A 17,850-nucleotide genomic window follows, 5' to 3' on the forward strand; every position below is an offset into this window, starting at 1 on the left:
CGGGCGCAATGCCCCGGCTCGCGAAGCATGGGGCCTTGACAAGCGATTGTTCGATGGCCGACACATCCGTGCCGGTCCGGTGGATTGTGTTGCTGCGAACCGCCGACACGCCATAGAGTCGCCAAACGTCGGCATGGTGCAACGCTGACTCTGTCTAGAAGTTTCCTGGTCCCCAAGGAGGTAAGACGACTTGTGAATGAGTCGATAATTACTCCCAGGGGAGCACAGCCAGGGGTCCCGGAGCGGCGTCAGAGCGCCTCGGATTCGACGGGCAACGGCTCCGTCGCTGTTCATACCTTCGCAACCCACCAGAGCCAACCGAGCATGACAGCGCATCAGAGCACGGACGGCCACGAGGCCAGTGCCGTCACAGGCAACCGTACGGCCGGCGAGTCCGACCGTTTCCCCGACTACGAAGACCTCCCCGACGGGCAGTTCTACGACCCGGACGCGGAATACGAGCCCGACCCCGAATACGCGGCCACCATCGCGCCCGACGCCGCCCGGCAGCGCCGGGAGCGGATCGGCCCCACCGGCCGGCCCCTGCCGTACTTCCCCATCCCCGGACCGCTCACCGAACGCGGCCCGGCGAAGGTCATCGCCATGTGCAACCAGAAGGGCGGCGTGGGCAAGACGACCTCCGCCATCAACCTGGGCGCGGCGCTGGCCGAGTACGGACGCCGGGTGCTGCTGGTCGACTTCGACCCGCAGGGCGCCCTCTCCGTCGGCCTCGGGGTCAACCCGATGGAGCTCGACCTCACCATCTACAACCTGCTGATGGAGCGGGGCATGGCCCCCGACGAGGTGCTGCTCAAGACGGCGGTCGCCGGCATGGACCTGCTGCCGAGCAACATCGACCTGTCCGCGGCCGAGGTGCAGCTGGTCAGCGAGGTCGCCCGGGAGTCCACCCTCCAGCGCGCCCTCCAACCGCTGCTCAACGACTACGACTTCATCATCATCGACTGCCAGCCCTCGCTCGGCCTGCTCACCGTGAACGCGCTCACCGCGGCGCACAAGGTGATCGTGCCGCTGGAGTGCGAGTTCTTCGCGCTGCGCGGGGTGGCCCTGCTCACCGAGACCATCGAGAAGGTGCAGGAGCGGCTCAACCCGGAGCTGCGGCTCGACGGCATCCTGGCGACCATGTACGACTCGCGCACGGTGCACAGCCGCGAGGTGCTCGCCCGGGTCGTCGAGGCGTTCGACGACAACGTGTACCACACCGTCATCGGCCGCACCGTTCGCTTCCCCGAGACCACCGTCGCGGGCGAGCCGATCACCACCTACGCCTCCAACTCGGTGGGCGCCGCCGCCTATCGACAGCTCGCCAGGGAGGTGCTCGCCCGGTGCCACGCCGAGTGAGCCTGCCGGCGGCCGACGAACTGTTCCGTACCACGGGTGGGGCGGCCGTCCAGCCGTCAACGCCCACGACCTCGCAGGACAACGGGGCGGCCGAGCCCCAACCGGCGCCGCCCGCCGAGCAGTCGGGCGAGCCGGCGGCCTCGGGCGCTGCCGGCGCCGCTGGTACCCCGGACGAGGGCGCGCGGGAGGGGCGCGCCGCGCGCGGGCGCTCCGCCCGGGAACCCCGGGGCAAGTCGGCGCGGGAACGCGAGGGGCGGGAGCGGGAGGGGCGGGAGCCCCAGGTCCCGAGCCAGCCGAAGCGCGACGGCACGGGGCGGCCGACCGTTCCCCCGGCCGGCCAGGCCGCCGGCCCGGCGCGCGGCGGCGCGGCGGCGACCCCGCAGCGCAAGGGGCGGGGCGTCGGGCGACGCCCCAGCGGCCGGGAACGCCACGACGAGAAGATCACCGTCTATGTCTCCGCCGAGGAGTTGATGGACCTGGAGCACGCGCGGCTGGTGCTGCGCGGCGAGCACGGCCTCGCGGTGGACCGGGGCCGGATCGTGCGCGAGGCGGTCGCGGTGGTCCTCGCGGACCTCGAATCCCGGGGCGACGCCAGCATCTTGGTGCGCCGCCTGCGCGGACGCTGACCGCGCGGCGCGCGATGCGCGACGGCGGCGCGGAGTAACCTGCCCGGCGATGACCCCGCCCACCCACCGCCGCCGCCCCCTGGGCCAGGGCCCCCGGCCCCAGGGGGACGCTGGCGCGGGCGGAGACGCTGGCGCGGGCAACGGGAACGAGGCGGCGGTGCCGCCGGGTGCCTCCGGCGGTGGGGCGGAGGGCGGCGGCGCGGCGGTGCCGCAGGCGGCACCGGCCGCTTCCGGTGGTGGCGCTGCGGGGGTGGCGCCGGGTGCGTCGGCGGTTTTCGACGGAGATCCCGAGAACGGCGGTGAGGCGGCTGCCGCGCCCGGCTCCGGCGAGGAGGGGGACGCTGCCCGCTCACGCGCCGCGCGAGGCGGAGGTGCCCCCGGCCCCTCGGCCGTGGGGTCGGAGGGCCGGCCCGGCACGGTCACCGATTCGGGCGGAGGAACGGGCGGAGAGACGGCCGTTGGCCGTGCGGTCGCCGACGACGACGCTGCGGCGGGGCCGGAATCCGCCTTCTCGCGCGACGCGCGTGATGCGCGTGACGGGGGGCTGCCATCCGGGGAGTTGGACGGCCGGGGCGCCAACGTGCCCATCCCGGCGGGTGAGCCGGCCGCCGCCTGGGTGCCCGCCGAAGACGACGACGGCGACGACGCCGCAGTGCCGGGGGCCGTTCCCGCCTCCCGCGCCGCGACCGAGCAGGCCGTCTCTCCGGCCGGTGAGCCCGCTGAACCTACCGGCGCCGCCGGCAGCCCGTCAGCCCGCCCCGGGGAGGCCGTCGGTTCCGCCGACCGTGCCGGCGGCGACGCGGTTCCCGGTCCGGCCGCCGCCCCTGCCGCTGCTGGCGGTTCGGCCGGTAACTCCCACCCTGAGGGTGGGGAGTCGAGCGCCTGGCCTGCCGGGCAGGCTGCCTCCGCCAGCTCTGCCGCCGGCGGCGATGCCGCCGCCCCCGCCCCGGCCGGAGCTGCCGGCACGGTGTCCGCCAGTTCCCGCAGGTCGAGCGAGAATTTCTTGGTCCTGCCCGGGCAGGGCACCCCGTTGGACGGCGAGGTCGTCGGCACCACCGCCCCCGCCGGAGGCGTCGGTGTGTCCGCCAACTCCCGCACGTCGGGCGGGCAGGGTGCCGCCCCTGGCGGCGTGGCCGCCCACCCCGCCCCCGCCGAAGGCGCCGGCGACCCCGCCGGAGGCACCACGTTTCGGGTCGTTCTTGAGAACTTCGAGGGGCCGTTCGACCTGCTGCTCCAGTTGATCTCCCGGCACCGGCTGGACGTCACCGAGGTCGCGTTGTCGCGGGTCACCGACGACTTCCTCGCTCACCTCCGGGCCATGGGCCCGGACGGCGACCTCGATCAGACGACCGAGTTCCTGGTAGTGGCGGCCACCCTGCTCGACCTGAAGGCGGCGCGGCTGCTGCCCACCGCCGAGGTGGAGGACGAGGCCGACCTCGCCCTGCTGGAGGCCAGGGACCTGCTCTTCGCCCGCCTGTTGCAGTACCGCGCGTTCAAGCAGATCGCCGAGATCTTCGCGGACCGGCTCGCCGACGAGGCGCTGCGGCACCCCCGCACCGTCGGGCTGGAGCCGCACCACGCGGAGCTGCTGCCCGACGTGGTGATCAAGATCGGGCCCGAGGGCTTCGCCCGGCTCGCGGTCAAGGCGATGCAGCCCAAGCCCAAGCCCGAGGTCTATGTCGAGCACATTCACGCCCCGCTGGTCAGCGTCCGCGAGCAGGCGGAGGTGGTGATCAGCCGGCTGCAGGAGGTGGGCTCGGCGACGTTCGCCGAGTTGACGGGGGACGCACCGGACACCCTGACCGTGGTGGCCCGCTTCCTCGCGCTGCTGGAGCTGTACCGGGAGCGTGCCGTGGCGCTCGAACAGGAGGAGGCGCTGGGCCCGTTGCTGGTGCGCTGGAGCGGCGCCGAGCCGGGCCGCACGTTGGTCAGCGACGAGTTCGACCAGGTCGCCGGTGCCGAGGAGGCCGCCGAGAGCGGCAACGGGCGCACCGGCAGGGCGGGTTCACCCGGGGCGGCGCCGCCCGCGCCCGAGGAAGGCCAGAGGGAAGGCGAAGCGACATGACCACCCCGGAGACCGCCGAGAGCGCCGCGACGGCCGAGACGGCCGAGACGGAGACCGCCGAGGCCACGGCGGAGCGCCCCGAGGCGACGACCGACACCGCGCCTGCGGAACCACCGGCGGCGGCCGACGCCCCGCCCGGGGAGCCGCCGGCGGCCCCCGGGCCGCACGGCGGGGAGTCCCCGGAGCCCCCGGCAGGGGAACCCGCGATCAAGCCCGCCCTGGAGGCGGTGTTGATGGTCGTCGACGAGCCCGCCACCGAGGAGCACCTGGCGAAGGTGCTCGGCTTTCCCCGGCGGGCCGTCGCCGACGCGCTGCGCGAACTGGCCGACGAGTACACCAGGGACGGCCGGGGGTTCGAGCTGCGGCTGGTCGCCGGCGGTTGGCGTTACTACACCCGGGCCGCCTACTCGTCCGCCGTCGACCGCTTCGTGCTGGACGGCCAGCACGCCCGGCTGACCCAGGCCGCGCTGGAGACGTTGGCGGTCGTCGCCTACCGCCAGCCGGTGAGCCGTTCCCGGGTCTCCGCGATCCGCGGCGTGAACTGTGACGGCGTGATGCGCACCCTGCTTCAGCGGGGGCTCTTGGCCGAGGCGGGCACCGAACCCGAAACAGGTGCGATCCTGTATGAGACGACGCACTACTTTCTGGAGCGGATGGGCCTGCGCGGCCTGGACGAACTTCCCGAGTTGGCGCCCTTCCTTCCGGAAGCGGACCAGGTCGAGGGCGAGAGCCAGGAGGGTGTGCCGTCGTTCGACGTAGATGCAGACGACAGCGGCGACTCCCCAACGGATCATTAATGCGAAGCAGCGGCCAGCACAACAGCCGGGACAACAGCCGGGGCACCAACCGGAACCGGCAGACCACCAACCGGAACGACCGCGACGGCCGGGACAACCGGAACGACCGGCCCAACCGGAACACCCGGGGCGGCGCGGGCTACGACCGCGACGACCGGCCGAGCCGTTCGGGCCGGCCACGCCCCGAGGAGCGCCGCTATGACCAGGGCGAACGCCGCAACGACCGGGCCGGCTCCGGCGATCGCCGTGGAACGGGAGACCGCCGCGACGACCGACGCGGATCGGCCCCACGCGGCTCGGGCGGCCCCCGTGGAACGGGCGGCCCGCGCGGAGCGGGCGGCGCACGCGGCTCGGCCGGCTGGGACGACCGGCGCGGAGCGGGCGATCGACGCGATGAACGCCGCGACGACCGGCGCGGAACGGGCGATCGACGCGATGAACGCCGCGACGACCGGCGCGGAACGGGCGATCGACGCGATGACCGGCGGGACGACCGCCGTGGCTCGGGCGATCGACGCGATGACCGGCGCGGGCCCGGTGGCGGCGCGCCCCCGGCGCGCGGCCGAGGCCGGAGCGGCTCCGCGACGCCCCGGCGGCGCCCGGCGCCGCCGACCAGGTCCCGCGAGTACGAGGCCCAGATCGAGGAGCGCAACCGCGAGCGGCACCCGGACAAGCCGACGCGCAAGCTGCCCAGGACGTTCGACGAGCCCGAGGGCGAGCGGCTCCAGAAGGTGCTGGCGCGGGCCGGGCTCGGCTCGCGGCGCGCCTGCGAGGAGCTGATCGACCAGTCCAGGGTCGAGGTGAACGGCCGGGTCGTCACCTCCCAGGGGCGCCGGGTCGACCCGGCCAAGGACGAGATCAAGGTGGACGGCCTCACCGTCGCCAGCCAGTCGCACCTGTACTTCGCGCTCAACAAGCCGGCCGGCGTGGTCTCCGCGATGGAGGACCCGGACGGGCGGCAGTGCCTGGGCGACTACGTGCAGAACCGGGAGACCCGCCTCTTCCACGTGGGACGGCTGGACACCGAGACCGAGGGCCTGATCCTGCTCACCAACCACGGCGAGCTGGCCCACCGGCTGACCCACCCCAGGTACGGGGTGACCAAGACCTATCTCGCGGCGATCCAGGGGCCCATCCCGCGTGACCTGGGCAAGCGCCTCAAGGAGGGCGTCCGCCTGGAGGACGGCCACGTCAGGGCCGACCACTTCCGGGTGGTGGAGAACACCGGGAAGAACTACCTGGTCGAGGTGGTCCTGCACGAGGGGCGCAAGCACATCGTGCGGCGGATGCTGGCCGAGGTCGGCTTCCCGGTGGACCGGCTGGTGCGCACCGCGTTCGGCCCGATCGTGCTGGGCGACCAGAAGTCGGGCTGGCTGCGCCGGATGACCAACACCGAGGTGGGCCGGCTGATGAAGGAGGTCGGCCTCTAGGGCCGAGGCCGGCCGCCCGGGCGGCGCGGCTACGCTGGGGGGATGCGCACCGCTCTCGTCATCGGCTGCGGTCTGATCGGGACCTCCGTGGCCCTGGCCCTCTCCGCCCGGGGCGTCCACGTCCACCTCGACGACCACGACCAGGACCGTCGCCGCACCGCCGCCGCCCTGGGCGCCGGCAGCGAGGACCCGCCCCAGGGCCGGGTGGAGCTGGTCGTGGTCGCCGTTCCGCCCACCAGGATCGCCGCCACCGTCGCGGAACTCCAGCGGCGGGGCGCCGCCCGGGCCTATGTGGACGTGGGCAGCGTCAAGGCGGGCCCGGCCGGTGAGTTGGCGGCGCTCGGCGGGGACCCGGCCAGCTACCTGGGCACCCACCCCATGGCGGGCCGGGAGCGCTCGGGCCCGATGGCCGCCTCGGCCGACCTGTTCGAGGGCCGGCCCTGGGTGCTGACCCCGACGCCCGAGACCAGGACCGAGGTGGTCAATCTGGTCCTGGAGCTGGCCTCGCTCTGCCGCGCCGTGCCGGTGATGATGGACGCGGCGGCCCACGACCGCGCGGTCGCGCTGGTCTCGCACACCCCGCAGCTGGTCTCCAGCCTGGTCGCGGCCCGCCTGGAGTCGGCCGACGAGGCGGCGGTGCGGCTGTGCGGGCAGGGCATCAGGGACGTGACCAGGATCGCCGCGTCCGACCCCCGGATGTGGATCGAGATCCTGGCCGCCAACCCGGGCCCGGTCGCCGACGTGCTCGCCGAGGTGGCGGCCGACCTGGACCGGACGGTGCGTTCGCTGCGCGCCCTGGAGTCCGCCGACGAGCAGAAGCGTTCGGAGGGCGCCGCCGGCATCGAGGCCGTGCTGCGGCGCGGGAACGCCGGCCGGGAGCGGGTGCCGGGCAAGCACGGCGCGGCGCCGGCCAGTTATGAGACCGTGGCGGTGCTGATCAACGACCGCCCGGGGGAGCTGGCGAGCATCTTCGCCGACGCCGGCCGGGCCGGCGTCAACATCGAGGACGTGCGGATCGAGCACGCCACCGGCCAGCAGGCCGGCCTGGTGCAGCTGGTCGTCGAGCCGGCGGCGGCCCCGCCGCTGGCGGCGGCGCTGCGCGAACGCGGCTGGTCCCTGCGGCAGTAGCCGCCCGCCCCGGGTGGCGCCCGCCCCGGGTGGCCGGCGAACGGCCTCCCCGGGGCCGGTACCCTTGCCCGGTGGGCCTTCCGGCCCCACTCCGCCGGGGGCCCGTGCGTCTGCCGGAAGCCCGCAGCTCCGCACCGGGGCCGGCGCCCCGCTCCCGTCCCAACACTGCGAAAGGTGTCCACCGCCGTGGTCGCAACTCCCGTCGTCGTCGCCATCGATGGCCCATCCGGCACCGGCAAGTCGAGCACGTCCAAGGCGGTGGCCGCGCGCATGGGGCTGCGTTACCTGGACACCGGGGCCCAGTACCGCGCGATCACCTGGTGGATGCTGAACGCCGGCATCGACGTGGACGACGCCGAGGCGGTGGCGGCGGCCGCCGGCAAGCCGACGATCGTCTCCGGCACCGACCCGCTGGCGCCCACCATCACCGTGGACGGCACCGACGTGGCCGCGCCGATCCGGGGCCGGCAGGTCACCGGCGCGGTCAGCGCGGTCAGCGCCGTTCCCGAGGTGCGGGCCCGGATCACCGAGCTTCAGCGGTCCATCGCCGCCGGCGCCGCCGAGGGCATCGTGGTGGAGGGCCGGGACATCGGCACCACCGTGCTGCCGGACGCCGACGTCAAGATCTTCCTCACCGCCTCGCCCGAGGTGCGGGCCGCCCGCCGCAGCGCCGAACTGGCCGGCCGCGCCGGCTCGTCGGCGCCCACGGCCCAGGCCGGTTCGGACGTCGCCGCCACCCAGGCCGCGCTGCTGCGCCGGGACGCGGCGGACTCGCGGCGCAAGACCTCGCCGCTGGCCAAGGCGGCGGACGCCACCGAGGTGGACACCAGCGAGCTGACCCTGGAGCAGGTCATCGAGTGTGTGGTGACCCTCATCGAGGAACGGGGGCGGCGCGCGCGATGACCCCACCCGGCGCCCGGGGCGCCGTCGCCGGCCACCGGCTGGCGCGCGGGGTGATCCACACCGCGTGGCGCCCCCGGGTGCTGGGCGCGTGGCGGACGCCCCCGGCCGGCCCGTTGATCCTCGCGGTCAACCACACCCACAACGTGGACGGCCCGGTGCTGCTGGGCACCGCGCCCCGTCCGGTGCGTTTCCTGATCAAACGGGAGGCGTTCGTCGGCCCGCTCGGCCCGTTCCTGCGCGGGATAGGCCAGATCGGGGTGGACCGGGAGGCCACCGACCTGGCCGCGGTGCGCGCCGCCAACGGCGTGCTGGAACGGGGCGAGGTGCTGGGGATCTTCCCCGAGGGGACGCGGGGCAGGGGCGACTTCGCCGCCGTGCGCGCGGGCCTGGCGTACTTCGCGCTCCGCTCCGGCGCCCCGGTGCAGCCGGTCGCGGTGCTGGGCGGCGACCGGCCCGGCCGGCTGCTGCGGCCGCTGCCGCCGCTGCGCTCCCGGGTCGACGTGGTGTTCGGCGAGCCGTTCACCCTCGAAGGGGCCGGGGGAAGCCGGCGGGGCCGGGCGGCGTTGGACCGGGCGAGCGCCGAACTCCAGGCCCGGCTGGCCGACCATGTGCGCCGGGCCCGAAGGGCCACCGACCGCTAGGCCGGCGCCCGGGGCGCGGGAACGCACGCACCCGCACAGACGCACGACGACACGACGCACGAACACGACGGACGAGGTAGACGTAACGCCATGAACGACCAGAACACCCCGGGCGAGCCCGGTCACCACCCAGGGCAGCTGGCCGGCCATGGCGCGCTCGACGAGGGCGACTACGACGAGTTCCTGCGGATCGCCGAGCAGGAGGGCTTCGAGGCCGACGAGATCGAGGGCGAGCTGGCGGCGGCGGCCTCGGGACCGCTGCCGGTCCTGGCCGTCGTCGGCCGGCCCAACGTCGGCAAGTCCACCCTGGTCAACCGCATCCTGGGCCGCCGCGAGGCGGTCGTCGAGGACCGGCCGGGCGTCACCAGGGACCGGGTGACCTACGAGGCCGAGTGGGCCGGCCGCCGCTTCAAGGTGGTGGACACCGGCGGCTGGGAGCAGGACGTGCTCGGCATCCAGGCGTCGGTGGCCGCGCAGGCCGAGTTCGCGATCGAGGCGGCCGACGCCGTGGTGCTGGTCGTGGACGCGACGGTCGGCGCCACCGACACCGACGCCGCCGTCGTCAAGCTGCTGCGCAAGGCCGGCAAGCCGGTGGTGCTGTGCGCCAACAAGGTGGACGGCCCCACCATGGAGGCCGAGGCGGCCTACCTGTGGTCGCTCGGCATGGGCGAGCCGCACGCGGTCTCCGCGCTGCACGGCCGGGGCACCGGCGACATGCTGGACGCCGTGCTGGAGGCGCTGCCCGAGGCGCCCGCGCAGACCTTCGGCGACATCGTGGGCGGCCCCCGCCGGATCGCCCTGATCGGCCGGCCCAACGTCGGCAAGTCCTCGCTGCTCAACAAGGTCGCCAACGAGGACCGGGTGGTGGTGGACGCCACCGCGGGCACCACCAGGGACCCGGTCGACGAGCTGATCGAACTGGCCGGCAGGACCTGGCGGTTCGTGGACACCGCCGGCATCAGGCGCCGCGTCCACCTCCAGGGCGGCGCCGACTACTATGCCTCGCTGCGCACGGCGGCCGCGCTGGAGAAGGCGGAGGCGGCCGTGGTGCTGATCGACGTCACCGAGTCGATCAGCGTGCAGGACACCCGGATCATCACGATGGCCGTGGAGGCCGGCCGGGCGCTGGTCATCGCCTACAACAAGTGGGACACCCTCGACGAGGAGCGCCGCTACTACCTGGAGCGGGAGATCGAGCAGGAGCTGGTCCGGGTCCGCTGGGCGCCGAGGGTCAACATCTCGGCGCGCACCGGGCGGCACCTGGAGAAACTGGTGCCCGCGATCGACACGGCGCTGGCGAGCTGGGAGTACCGGGTGCCGACCGGCCGGCTCAACGGGTTCCTCGGCGAGCTGGTGGCCTCCCACCCGCACCCGGTGCGGGGCGGGAAGCAGCCCAGGATTCTCTTCGGCACCCAGGCCGGCACCAGGCCGCCCCGCTTCGTGCTGTTCGCCTCCGGCTTCCTGGAGGCCAGCTACCGCCGGTTCATCGAGCGGCGGCTGCGCGAGGAGTTCGGCTTCGAGGGAACGCCGATCCAGCTGTCGGTGCGGGTGCGGGAGAAGCGCGGCCGCAAGAAGTAACGGCGTTCCGGCGGGGGCCCTACTCGGACCGCCCGGGCGGCAGCTCCGCCCGGGCCGGCCCGCCGCCCCGGTACTCCAGGTGGCGCCAACTCCCCACGCCCACGCCCCTGATGGTGTTGAAGCCGACGAACCTCAGCTCCTCCTCGCCGCTGCGGTCCCCGGGCAGCGCCCGGAACAGCCGTCGGTACTCCGCGCACAGCGAGTCGTAGATCGGGGTGGCCGAGCCGCCGCCTGACCGTTCGTAGGGGGCGCGCATCCCGGGGATGGCGCCGGTGGCGGGGCGGAGCGAGGGGGAGGTTCGTTGCGGTTCGTAAGGGTGCACGTTCAACCAACGACCGGGCCCGGCACCGGATGCGGCTCTGGCCCGCAGTGTACTCGATCGTCTCAGCAGGCGTCTCAGCCGGATCGTTCCGCCCGTTCCGCCCGCCCGGCCGCGCCCCCGACGCGGGGGAACGGCCGCGCGAGGGGGGAACGGCCGGCGGCGGGTCGGCTCAGGTGCCGGCCAGCGGCATCGCGGCGGCCACCAGCAGCCCGCCGGCCGCCGCCTTCTCCAGCGCCTCCCGCAGCAGGTCCTCCCTCGGCTGCTGGCCGATGGTGCCGGCCGGCGCCGCGTAGACCAGCACGGTGTGCCGCTGGTTGGCGGTGGCCCGCCAGCCGTCGGTGACCGACAGCGGCTCGTGCGCCTGCCACCAGGCGCTGGCGTCGCCGCCGGCCGGGTCGTTCTGGAGCACCGCGTGCAGCTTGCCCATCGCCAGCAGCACCGACCAGCCGGCGATCGGGCTGGGCGGCGTGGCGACGTCGCTGACCGGAACGAAGCCGGCCTCGATCAGCAGCGGCAGGAAGTCGTCCCCCGGGCCCTGGGAGCCGGGGCGCACGATCGGCGCGGTGGGCTCCACGACGATCGCGGGGAACAGCTCGTCCTCGATCAGGATCTGGCCGCAGGTGACGCCGAGCACCGCCTGGTTCTGGGCGGCCGGCTCGGCGGGCTGGGCCGTCGGCTGGCTCTGGCCGGTGATGGAACGCACCGCCCCGCGCAGCTGCTCCTCGGAGACGGAGACCACCTGGGAGGGGATGCAGGAGGCGTGCGCGAAGGCCAGCACGGCGGTCTCCCCGCCGACGAAGAGCACGGTGCTGGTGCGCTCCTGGGCGGTGTTGCCGGGGGTGCGGCAGGAGGTGCAGTCGTAGGCGCCCGGGGCGTTCTCGCCGGCGAGCAGCCGTTCGGCTTCTTCGTCGCCGATCTCGGCGCGTACGTCGTCGCTGACGTCGAGCAAGGGGGACACGGTCGCTCCTCGGTTCGGGTTCTGCCCGCCCTTCACGGCGGGTGCCCCGTGCACAACGCCGGGAGACGGGCCCGGGTCACGCTGCGCCGCCCGTGGGGGACGGGGCGGGCGGCGCGGGGCGACCGGTGAAGTTCCGGGAAACGGGCGGCCACCCGCCCGTCGCCGGGTGGCCGCGTGACCGACAGTCCGCCTAAACCGTCCGTTCACCGAGGTGGTGAGGAAACGTGAACCTCCCCCCACGGCAAGCGCGGCGATCGCCCCGCGAAATCCGCCGGAAAAACGTGCGGAAAACCGCCCGTCGGGTCGTCGGAAAAGCCGAGAAGAAACGTCGAGGTCCACGGCGCCCGGGCACGGCCATTACAAAACGCGCACCTTCCCCTGAAGGAAGGACCGGGGACGCGGTTGTGACACAAGCGTGACCGTTTCCCGATCCCGGCCGGCCTTCCGGGCCCCGGGAGGCAGGTCGTACGGTGAGGCCATGCCACCGTTGCCGAAGCCCCCCAGGTCCCCCGACGACAACCCCGACGCCTATGTCGGCATGGCCGCCGAGCTGGCCGAGGAGCGGGCCAGGGGCCGGGGCTGGCGCACCGTGCGCCAGCTGGCCCCCGACGCGATCGTGACCATGGAGTTCATGCCGGGCCGCATCAACTTCGCGGTGCGGGACGGCGCCGTGGTGCGCTGCTGGCGCGGCTGAGTCCCGCCGTGGCGGTTCGGGAGGCGGGCCGGCCGCTCAGCGCCGGCTCGCCGGGCCGACCGGCTGCTCCGGGTGCGTGGGGTGGGGCCGGGTGCTGCCCGCCGGGCGCACCGCCACCGTGGCCAGCCGCCCGGCAGGGCGGGCGGCCGCCGCGACGGCGGGCTGCGCGTGCGGGCGCGGCTCCTCCTCGGGGCGCGGCGCGACCGGCAGCTCCGGGTGGCGCGGCCCGCCGCCGGTGCCGAGCGGCTCGGCCGGCTCGACCGGCTCGGAGGGCGCGCGGCGCAGCCGGTTCCAGTGCCGCAGCAGGGTGTCGTTGAGCCGGGTGATCAACGGCTCGCACCAGGGCAGCGCCAGCAGGATCAGCAGCCCGGCCGCCCAGCCGAGGAGCACGTCGCTCACCCAGTGGGTGCCCAGGTAGACCGTGGTGGCGCCGACGCCGAGGGCGAAGACCGAGGCGATCACCGAGAGCGTCCTGCGGGCGGTGGGGGTGGTGGCCAGATAGGCCAGAATGCCCCAGGTCACCACGGCGTTGGCGGTGTGGCCCGAGGGAAATATATCCCCGGTCAGCCACATCTCGTTCGAGCCGACGGTCGTCGCGTAGTGCGGCCCCTCGCGGCCCATGCCCAGCTTGGCGGCGCCGACCGAGAGGTTCAGCAGCAGCAGCGCGCAGGCCATCACCAGCAGGGGGCGCAGCGTCCGCTGGCGCCAGCAGCGCCAGCCGAGCCAGGCGGCGATCAGCACGGCCGTCGGCCCGCGCTGCCCCAGGACCACGAAGTAGTCGAGGAACGCGTGCAGTTCGGGCCACTGCTTGTAGGGCCGGAAGAGCATCACCTGCCAGTCCAGCCGGACCAGCCAGGACGTGAGGCAGACCGCCGCCACGATGGCCGCGTAGATGCCCGCCGTGAGCCACAGCAGCCCCAGGCGGGTGCGGCTCATCTCAGGAGTCGGCACGTCGGGCGGCCGTGGCTCCTGTTCGAGGCGGGCGAAGAATCGGTCGATGCGCACTCTCGCAAGATTACCGGTCGCGATACGTGGCTTCCTCCCGAGGCCCGCGTTCGTAATGGCGATGTGATGTGCGCGGGTCCGTCGGGGAATCCGTGATTCGCCGGGCTTCACGAATTCCGGCCCCGCCGGATAAGCCTCCCAGTATCTTTTCCGCTATTCCCTCGGGCCCCTCGTTCATCTGCTTTTCCCCGGAGCGCCGCTCGGTGAACGGAACGGGTGCCCGAAGGCGTCCTGTGGCCGCTGCCGTAGGGTGTCTCACCGTCTGCCCTCCCACCTCGCCCGCGCCCGCGCAGCGCGGGGTTCCCCCGGGGCGGCGAGGGGCACCGCGCGCGGAGGAGAGGTGCGGAGATGCCCGGGTCCACCCACCCCGGAGCACGCACCAGGGACCGGAACCGCTGGACGGTCCTGGTCGTGCTGTGCGTCAGCCTGTTCCTGGTCGCCGTCGACGCCACCGTGCTCCATGTCGCGGTCCCCGCGCTCAGCGAGGACCTGCGGCCGAGCGGGATCGAGCTGCTGTGGATCGTCGACGCGTATCCGCTGGTCTGCGCCTCGCTGTTGATCCTCTTCGGCAGCCTCGGCGACCGGATCGGCCGCCGCCGGGTGCTGCTGCTCGGCTACGCCTGCTTCGGCGCGGCCTCCGCCCTGGCGGCGCTGTCCACCGGGCCGCTGCCGCTGATCCTGGCCCGCGCGCTGCTGGGCGCCGGCGGCGCGATGATCATGCCGGCGACGCTCTCCATCCTGCGGCAGGTCTTCCCCGACCGCCGCGAGCGCGCCCTGGCCATCGGCGTCTGGAGCGCCGTCGCCGCCGTGGGCGCCGCGATCGGGCCGCTGGTCGGCGGTGCGCTGCTGGAGCACTTCTGGTGGGGCGCGGTTTTCCTGGTCAACGTCCCGCTGATGGCGCTGTGCCTGCCCGTCGCCCGGCTGCTGGTGCCGGAGTCCAGCGGGCCCGGCGAGGGGCCGTTCGACGTGACGGGCGCGCTGTGCGCGGCGGGCGGCCTGTTCGCGACCATCCTCGCGGTCAAGCGCGCCGGGGGCGGCGACCTGGCGACGCCCGGCACCCTGCTCGCCGCCGGGCTCGGGGCGCTGCTGCTGGTCGCCTTCGTCCGCCGGCAACGGGCCGCCGAACGACCCCTGTTGGATCTGTCGGCCTTCGCCAGGCCGGCGTTCGGCGCCTCCGCCGGCTGCGTCGTGCTGACCGTGCTGGCCCTCGTCGGGCTCGCCCTGGTCGCCGCCCAGTACCTCCAACTGGTGCTCGGCCTCTCGCCGTTGGAGACCGGGCTGCGCCTGCTGCCGCTGAGCGTGGCGGCCGTCGCCGCCGGGCTGCTCGGCTCCCGGCTGCTGCCGTGGCTGGGCCCGCGCCGCATGGTCGGCGGCGGCTTCGCGTTGACCGTGCTCGCCGTGCTGCTGCTCACCGGCCTCGACGCCGTGGACCGGCCGCTGCTGCTCTGCGTCGGCTTCGTGCTGCTCGGCTTCGGGCTGGAGACCACCCTGTTCGGCGCCTACGAGTCGCTGCTCAGCGACGCCCCGGCCGGGCAGGCCGGCGGGGCGGCGGCGGTGGGGGAGACCGCCTACCAGTTCGGCGCCGGCATCGGGATAGCGCTGCTCGGCAGCGTGATGAACGCGCTCTACGGGCCCGCCGTCCGCGCGGCCGACGGCGTTCCCCGCGCCGAGGCCGGCGCCGCCTCGCACTCGCTGGGCGAGGCGCTCACCGTGGCCGACCGGCTGGGCGGCCCCGCCGGCGAGGCGCTGCGCGCCGCCGCCAGGGACGCGTTCGTGCACGGGATGCGGCTGACGCTGCTGGCCAGCGCCGCGCTGCTGGTGCTCGGCGCGCTGGTCGCCCTCCGGCTGCCGACCTCGCTCGGCCGGAACGAGGCCGGCGCGCCGGCCAACCCGCCGGCGCGCCCGCTCTTGCCCAGCCGGGTTACCCGACCGTAACGTCGGCCGCGCCCCGCCCGTCCGCGTTGAGCTGAGTTGAGAGGCCACCCCGCCATGCCCGAAGCCATCGATCCCGCCGACCCGCTGGGCCTGGACGAACTGCTGACGCCCGAGGACCGCGCGGTGCGCGCCACCGTCCGCGACTGGGCGGCCAGGCGGGTGCTGCCGGACATCGTCGACTGGTACGAGCGCGGCGCCGTCGACGACCCGCGCGGCCTGGCACGGGAGTTGGGCGGGCTGGGCGCGCTGGGGATGTCGTTGGAGGGCTACGGCTGCGCCGGCACGTCCGCCGTCCAGTACGGGCTGGTCTGCCTGGAGTTGGAGGCGGTGGACTCCGGCATCCGCTCGCTGGTCTCGGTGCAGGGCTCGTTGGCCATGTACGCGATCCACCGCTTCGGCTCCGAGGAGCAGCGGCAACGCTGGCTGCCGCCGATGGCGGCCGGGGAGACCATCGGCTGCTTCGCGCTGACCGAGCCGGACCACGGCTCCGACCCGGCGGGGATGCGCAGCAGGGCCCAACGGGTCGGCGACGACTGGGTGTTGACCGGCCGCAAGACGTGGATCACCAACGGCTCGCTGGCCGATGTCGCGGTGGTCTGGGCCAGGGCCGAGGACGGCGTGCGGGGCTTCCTCGTCGAGCAGGGGGCGCCCGGCTTCACCGCCACCGACATCCGCCACAAGGGCTCACTGCGCGCCTCGGTCACCAGCGAACTCGTCCTGAACGGGGTGCGGCTGCCCGCCGAGGCGGCGCTGCCCGGGGCGCGGGGGCTGCGCGGACCGTTGAGCTGCCTGGCGCACGCCCGTTACGGCATCATCTGGGGCGCGCTGGGCGCGGCCCGCACCTGCCTGGAGACGGCCCTCGACTACGCCCGCACCCGCGAGCAGTTCGGCCGGCCCATCGGCGGCTTCCAACTCACCCAGGCCAAGCTCGCCGACATGACCCTGGAACTCCACAAGGGCCTGCTGCTGGCCCACCACCTGGGCCGCCGGATGGACGCCGGCACCCTGCTGCCGGAACAGGTCAGCTTCGGCAAGCTCAACAACGTCCGCGAGGCGCTGGCGATCTGCCGGACCGCCAGGACGATCCTGGGCGCGAACGGGATCTCCCACGAGTACCCCGTGCTGCGGCACATGGCGAACCTGGAGTCGGTGCTCACCTACGAGGGCACCAGCGAGATGCACCAACTGGTGCTGGGCAAGGCGCTGACGGGCCTCGACGCGTTTCGCTAGCCGCCGTTCGCTAGGCCGCTGGGCTTCTTGGACGGGCCTCGCCGGTTCCGCCGCGCCTGGGGCGCGGCGGAACCGGCTGGCCCGGGGGCCGGAACGCCGGCCCGCTCGGCTCCACGACGGCCGCCGGGTCGGGCAGGCGAACGCCCTGGTCCGTCCCGGGACTCCCGGTGTCGCCGCGCGGCGCGCGAGCTGCCGCCGGGTCGACCGGTTCCGGCCGGAGTCGCGACGAGGACAACCGGTCCGGCCTCGCGGCCGGCGTCGCCCGCGCGGCGCGTGCCGGCCGCTAGGCCCTCCAACGCCTCCGGCATGAGGTTCCGTGCGGCAACGCGGACAACCCGGGCCGACTCCGCTCTCACCCGATGGCTCGGGCCGGGGCCCGATGCGGCGCCATGCGACGTGTCCCGCCGCGAGGGGCGCGCGGCACCTCCCCGGCCCCGAGCCCTACCCTGCGGCGCTCGGCCGACCCCGCGACTCCCTGCGTCGCACGCCGTGTTCGCCAAGCCAGCAGCGGGCTGGACCCAGGCCCCCGCGCCTCGGCGTTCCGCCCCGCCGGGACGGTGAGGGTCGCGACGGCCTCCGCTGTGTCCCCGCCAGGTCGTCGGTCCCGCCGGCGGAGAACCTCCCCGCCCCGCCCGAGCGGTCGGGTTCAAGGCCCGAGCTTCGGGGGAGCCGAGGCCCCGCGCAGCCAGCCCGCCTTTCGGCAAGCTGGGCCGCAGGCCCGTGAACTGCCCCACCCCGCCTGGGCGGTGGGGTACAGGGCCCCCGGCCAGCGTCGTTGCTGGCAGGCTCGTGTGCCGTTCCAGGCGGGGTGGGCCCACGGCCCGCTCCGTGGTCCCGAGCGTCGGGGGCCTCAGATTCGAGACTGCCCGGCTACGTCCGGGTGTGGGGGCGAAGGCCGCGCCTCGTCTCCCCGCGCGTCGCGGGTGGCAAGACTCGCGAACTGACTCGCGCTCTTCCTGGGCGTTCGGGCCCCGGGGCCTCGCGCCCTCGGGCATCGAGCTTGGCGCCGCCGCAGCCCCGTGAACTGCCCTGCCTCGGCAACGTCCCGCCCCGCTCGCTCTCCCCGAGTGTCGCGGACCTCCGGCCCGTGAACTGCCCTGCTCGGGCGGGGGCGGTGGGCCCCGGTATCACCCATGAACTGCCTTGCCTCGGCCGGGCGGTGGGCCCCGGGATCACCCC

At 74.7% G+C, this 17,850-nt stretch carries 15 protein-coding genes; 12 read left to right on the plus strand and 3 right to left on the minus strand.

All coding sequences use genetic code 11. The annotated features are described in order from the left end of the window. Window positions 1–324 precede the first annotated feature (324 nt). From FH609_RS31310 to der, 9 genes are all read left to right on the plus strand, one after another. Complete coding sequence (locus FH609_RS31310) at window positions 325–1,359, plus strand: ParA family protein (RefSeq protein ID WP_226962065.1); 1,035 nt, start codon at window positions 325–327, stop codon at window positions 1,357–1,359. Further along, window positions 1,344–1,985, plus strand: coding sequence for a hypothetical protein (locus FH609_RS30365; RefSeq protein ID WP_193318128.1), 642 nt, complete (start codon window positions 1,344–1,346; stop codon window positions 1,983–1,985). Before FH609_RS31310 ends, FH609_RS30365 begins: the two co-directional genes overlap by 16 nt. A gap of 1,003 nt (window positions 1,986–2,988) precedes the next feature. Continuing rightward, window positions 2,989–4,050, plus strand: a complete 1,062-nt coding sequence (locus FH609_RS30370; protein ID WP_405379184.1) for a segregation and condensation protein A — start codon at window positions 2,989–2,991, stop codon at window positions 4,048–4,050. After that, on the plus strand, window positions 4,047–4,847 hold the full coding sequence (scpB, locus tag FH609_RS30375; RefSeq protein ID WP_139675420.1) for an SMC-Scp complex subunit ScpB: 801 nt from the start codon (window positions 4,047–4,049) through the stop codon (window positions 4,845–4,847). Before FH609_RS30370 ends, scpB begins: the two co-directional genes overlap by 4 nt. After that, on the plus strand, window positions 4,847–6,277 hold the full coding sequence (locus FH609_RS30380) for a pseudouridine synthase (protein WP_139675418.1): 1,431 nt from the start codon (window positions 4,847–4,849) through the stop codon (window positions 6,275–6,277). Before scpB ends, FH609_RS30380 begins: the two co-directional genes overlap by 1 nt. Before the next feature lie 42 nt (window positions 6,278–6,319). Further along, complete coding sequence (locus FH609_RS30385) at window positions 6,320–7,405, plus strand: prephenate dehydrogenase (RefSeq protein WP_139675416.1); 1,086 nt, start codon at window positions 6,320–6,322, stop codon at window positions 7,403–7,405. 174 nt (window positions 7,406–7,579) lie between these two features. Then, window positions 7,580–8,308, plus strand: a complete 729-nt coding sequence (gene cmk, locus FH609_RS30390; protein WP_139675414.1) for a (d)CMP kinase — start codon at window positions 7,580–7,582, stop codon at window positions 8,306–8,308. Beyond that, a complete protein-coding gene (locus tag FH609_RS30395) occupies window positions 8,305–8,949 on the plus strand; it encodes a lysophospholipid acyltransferase family protein (protein WP_139675412.1) in 645 nt (214 codons plus the stop codon). The genes cmk and FH609_RS30395 overlap by 4 nt, the downstream gene beginning before the upstream one ends. Before the next feature lie 90 nt (window positions 8,950–9,039). Then, window positions 9,040–10,527, plus strand: a complete 1,488-nt coding sequence (gene der / locus FH609_RS30400; protein WP_139675410.1) for a ribosome biogenesis GTPase Der — start codon at window positions 9,040–9,042, stop codon at window positions 10,525–10,527. A 19-nt stretch (window positions 10,528–10,546) separates the two neighbouring features. Here the strand turns inward: der and FH609_RS30405 are convergent, their stop codons facing one another. Further along, window positions 10,547–10,849, minus strand: a complete 303-nt coding sequence (locus FH609_RS30405; RefSeq protein ID WP_226962068.1) for a hypothetical protein — start codon at window positions 10,847–10,849, stop codon at window positions 10,547–10,549. Window positions 10,850–11,018: 169 nt separating this feature from the next. Further along, complete coding sequence (locus tag FH609_RS30410; RefSeq protein WP_139675408.1) at window positions 11,019–11,807, minus strand: hypothetical protein; 789 nt, start codon at window positions 11,805–11,807, stop codon at window positions 11,019–11,021. Window positions 11,808–12,285: 478 nt separating this feature from the next. Here FH609_RS30410 and FH609_RS30415 point away from each other — a divergent pair, with 478 nt between their 5' ends. Further along, a complete protein-coding gene (locus FH609_RS30415; RefSeq protein ID WP_193318127.1) occupies window positions 12,286–12,501 on the plus strand; it encodes a proteinase inhibitor I78 in 216 nt (71 codons plus the stop codon). A 36-nt stretch (window positions 12,502–12,537) separates the two neighbouring features. Here the strand turns inward: FH609_RS30415 and FH609_RS30420 are convergent, their stop codons facing one another. Next, window positions 12,538–13,506 carry a phosphatase PAP2 family protein gene (locus FH609_RS30420; protein WP_139675406.1) on the minus strand — a complete coding sequence of 323 codons (969 nt, stop codon included), beginning with the start codon at window positions 13,504–13,506 and terminating at the stop codon, window positions 12,538–12,540. A gap of 348 nt (window positions 13,507–13,854) precedes the next feature. Between FH609_RS30420 and FH609_RS30425 the strand changes: the two genes are divergently transcribed. Both FH609_RS30425 and FH609_RS30430 read left to right on the plus strand, forming a co-directional pair. Continuing rightward, complete coding sequence (locus FH609_RS30425; protein ID WP_139675404.1) at window positions 13,855–15,441, plus strand: MFS transporter; 1,587 nt, start codon at window positions 13,855–13,857, stop codon at window positions 15,439–15,441. Between the two features lie 54 nt (window positions 15,442–15,495). Next, window positions 15,496–16,671: an acyl-CoA dehydrogenase family protein gene (locus tag FH609_RS30430; protein WP_139675402.1), complete on the plus strand. Its 1,176-nt coding sequence runs from the start codon at window positions 15,496–15,498 to the stop codon at window positions 16,669–16,671. Window positions 16,672–17,850: the final 1,179 nt, after the last annotated feature.

The organism is Streptomyces sp. 3MP-14, assembly GCF_006334905.2.
In the GTDB taxonomy this organism is placed as follows: Bacteria; Actinomycetota; Actinomycetes; order Streptomycetales; family Streptomycetaceae; genus Streptomyces; species Streptomyces triticirhizae.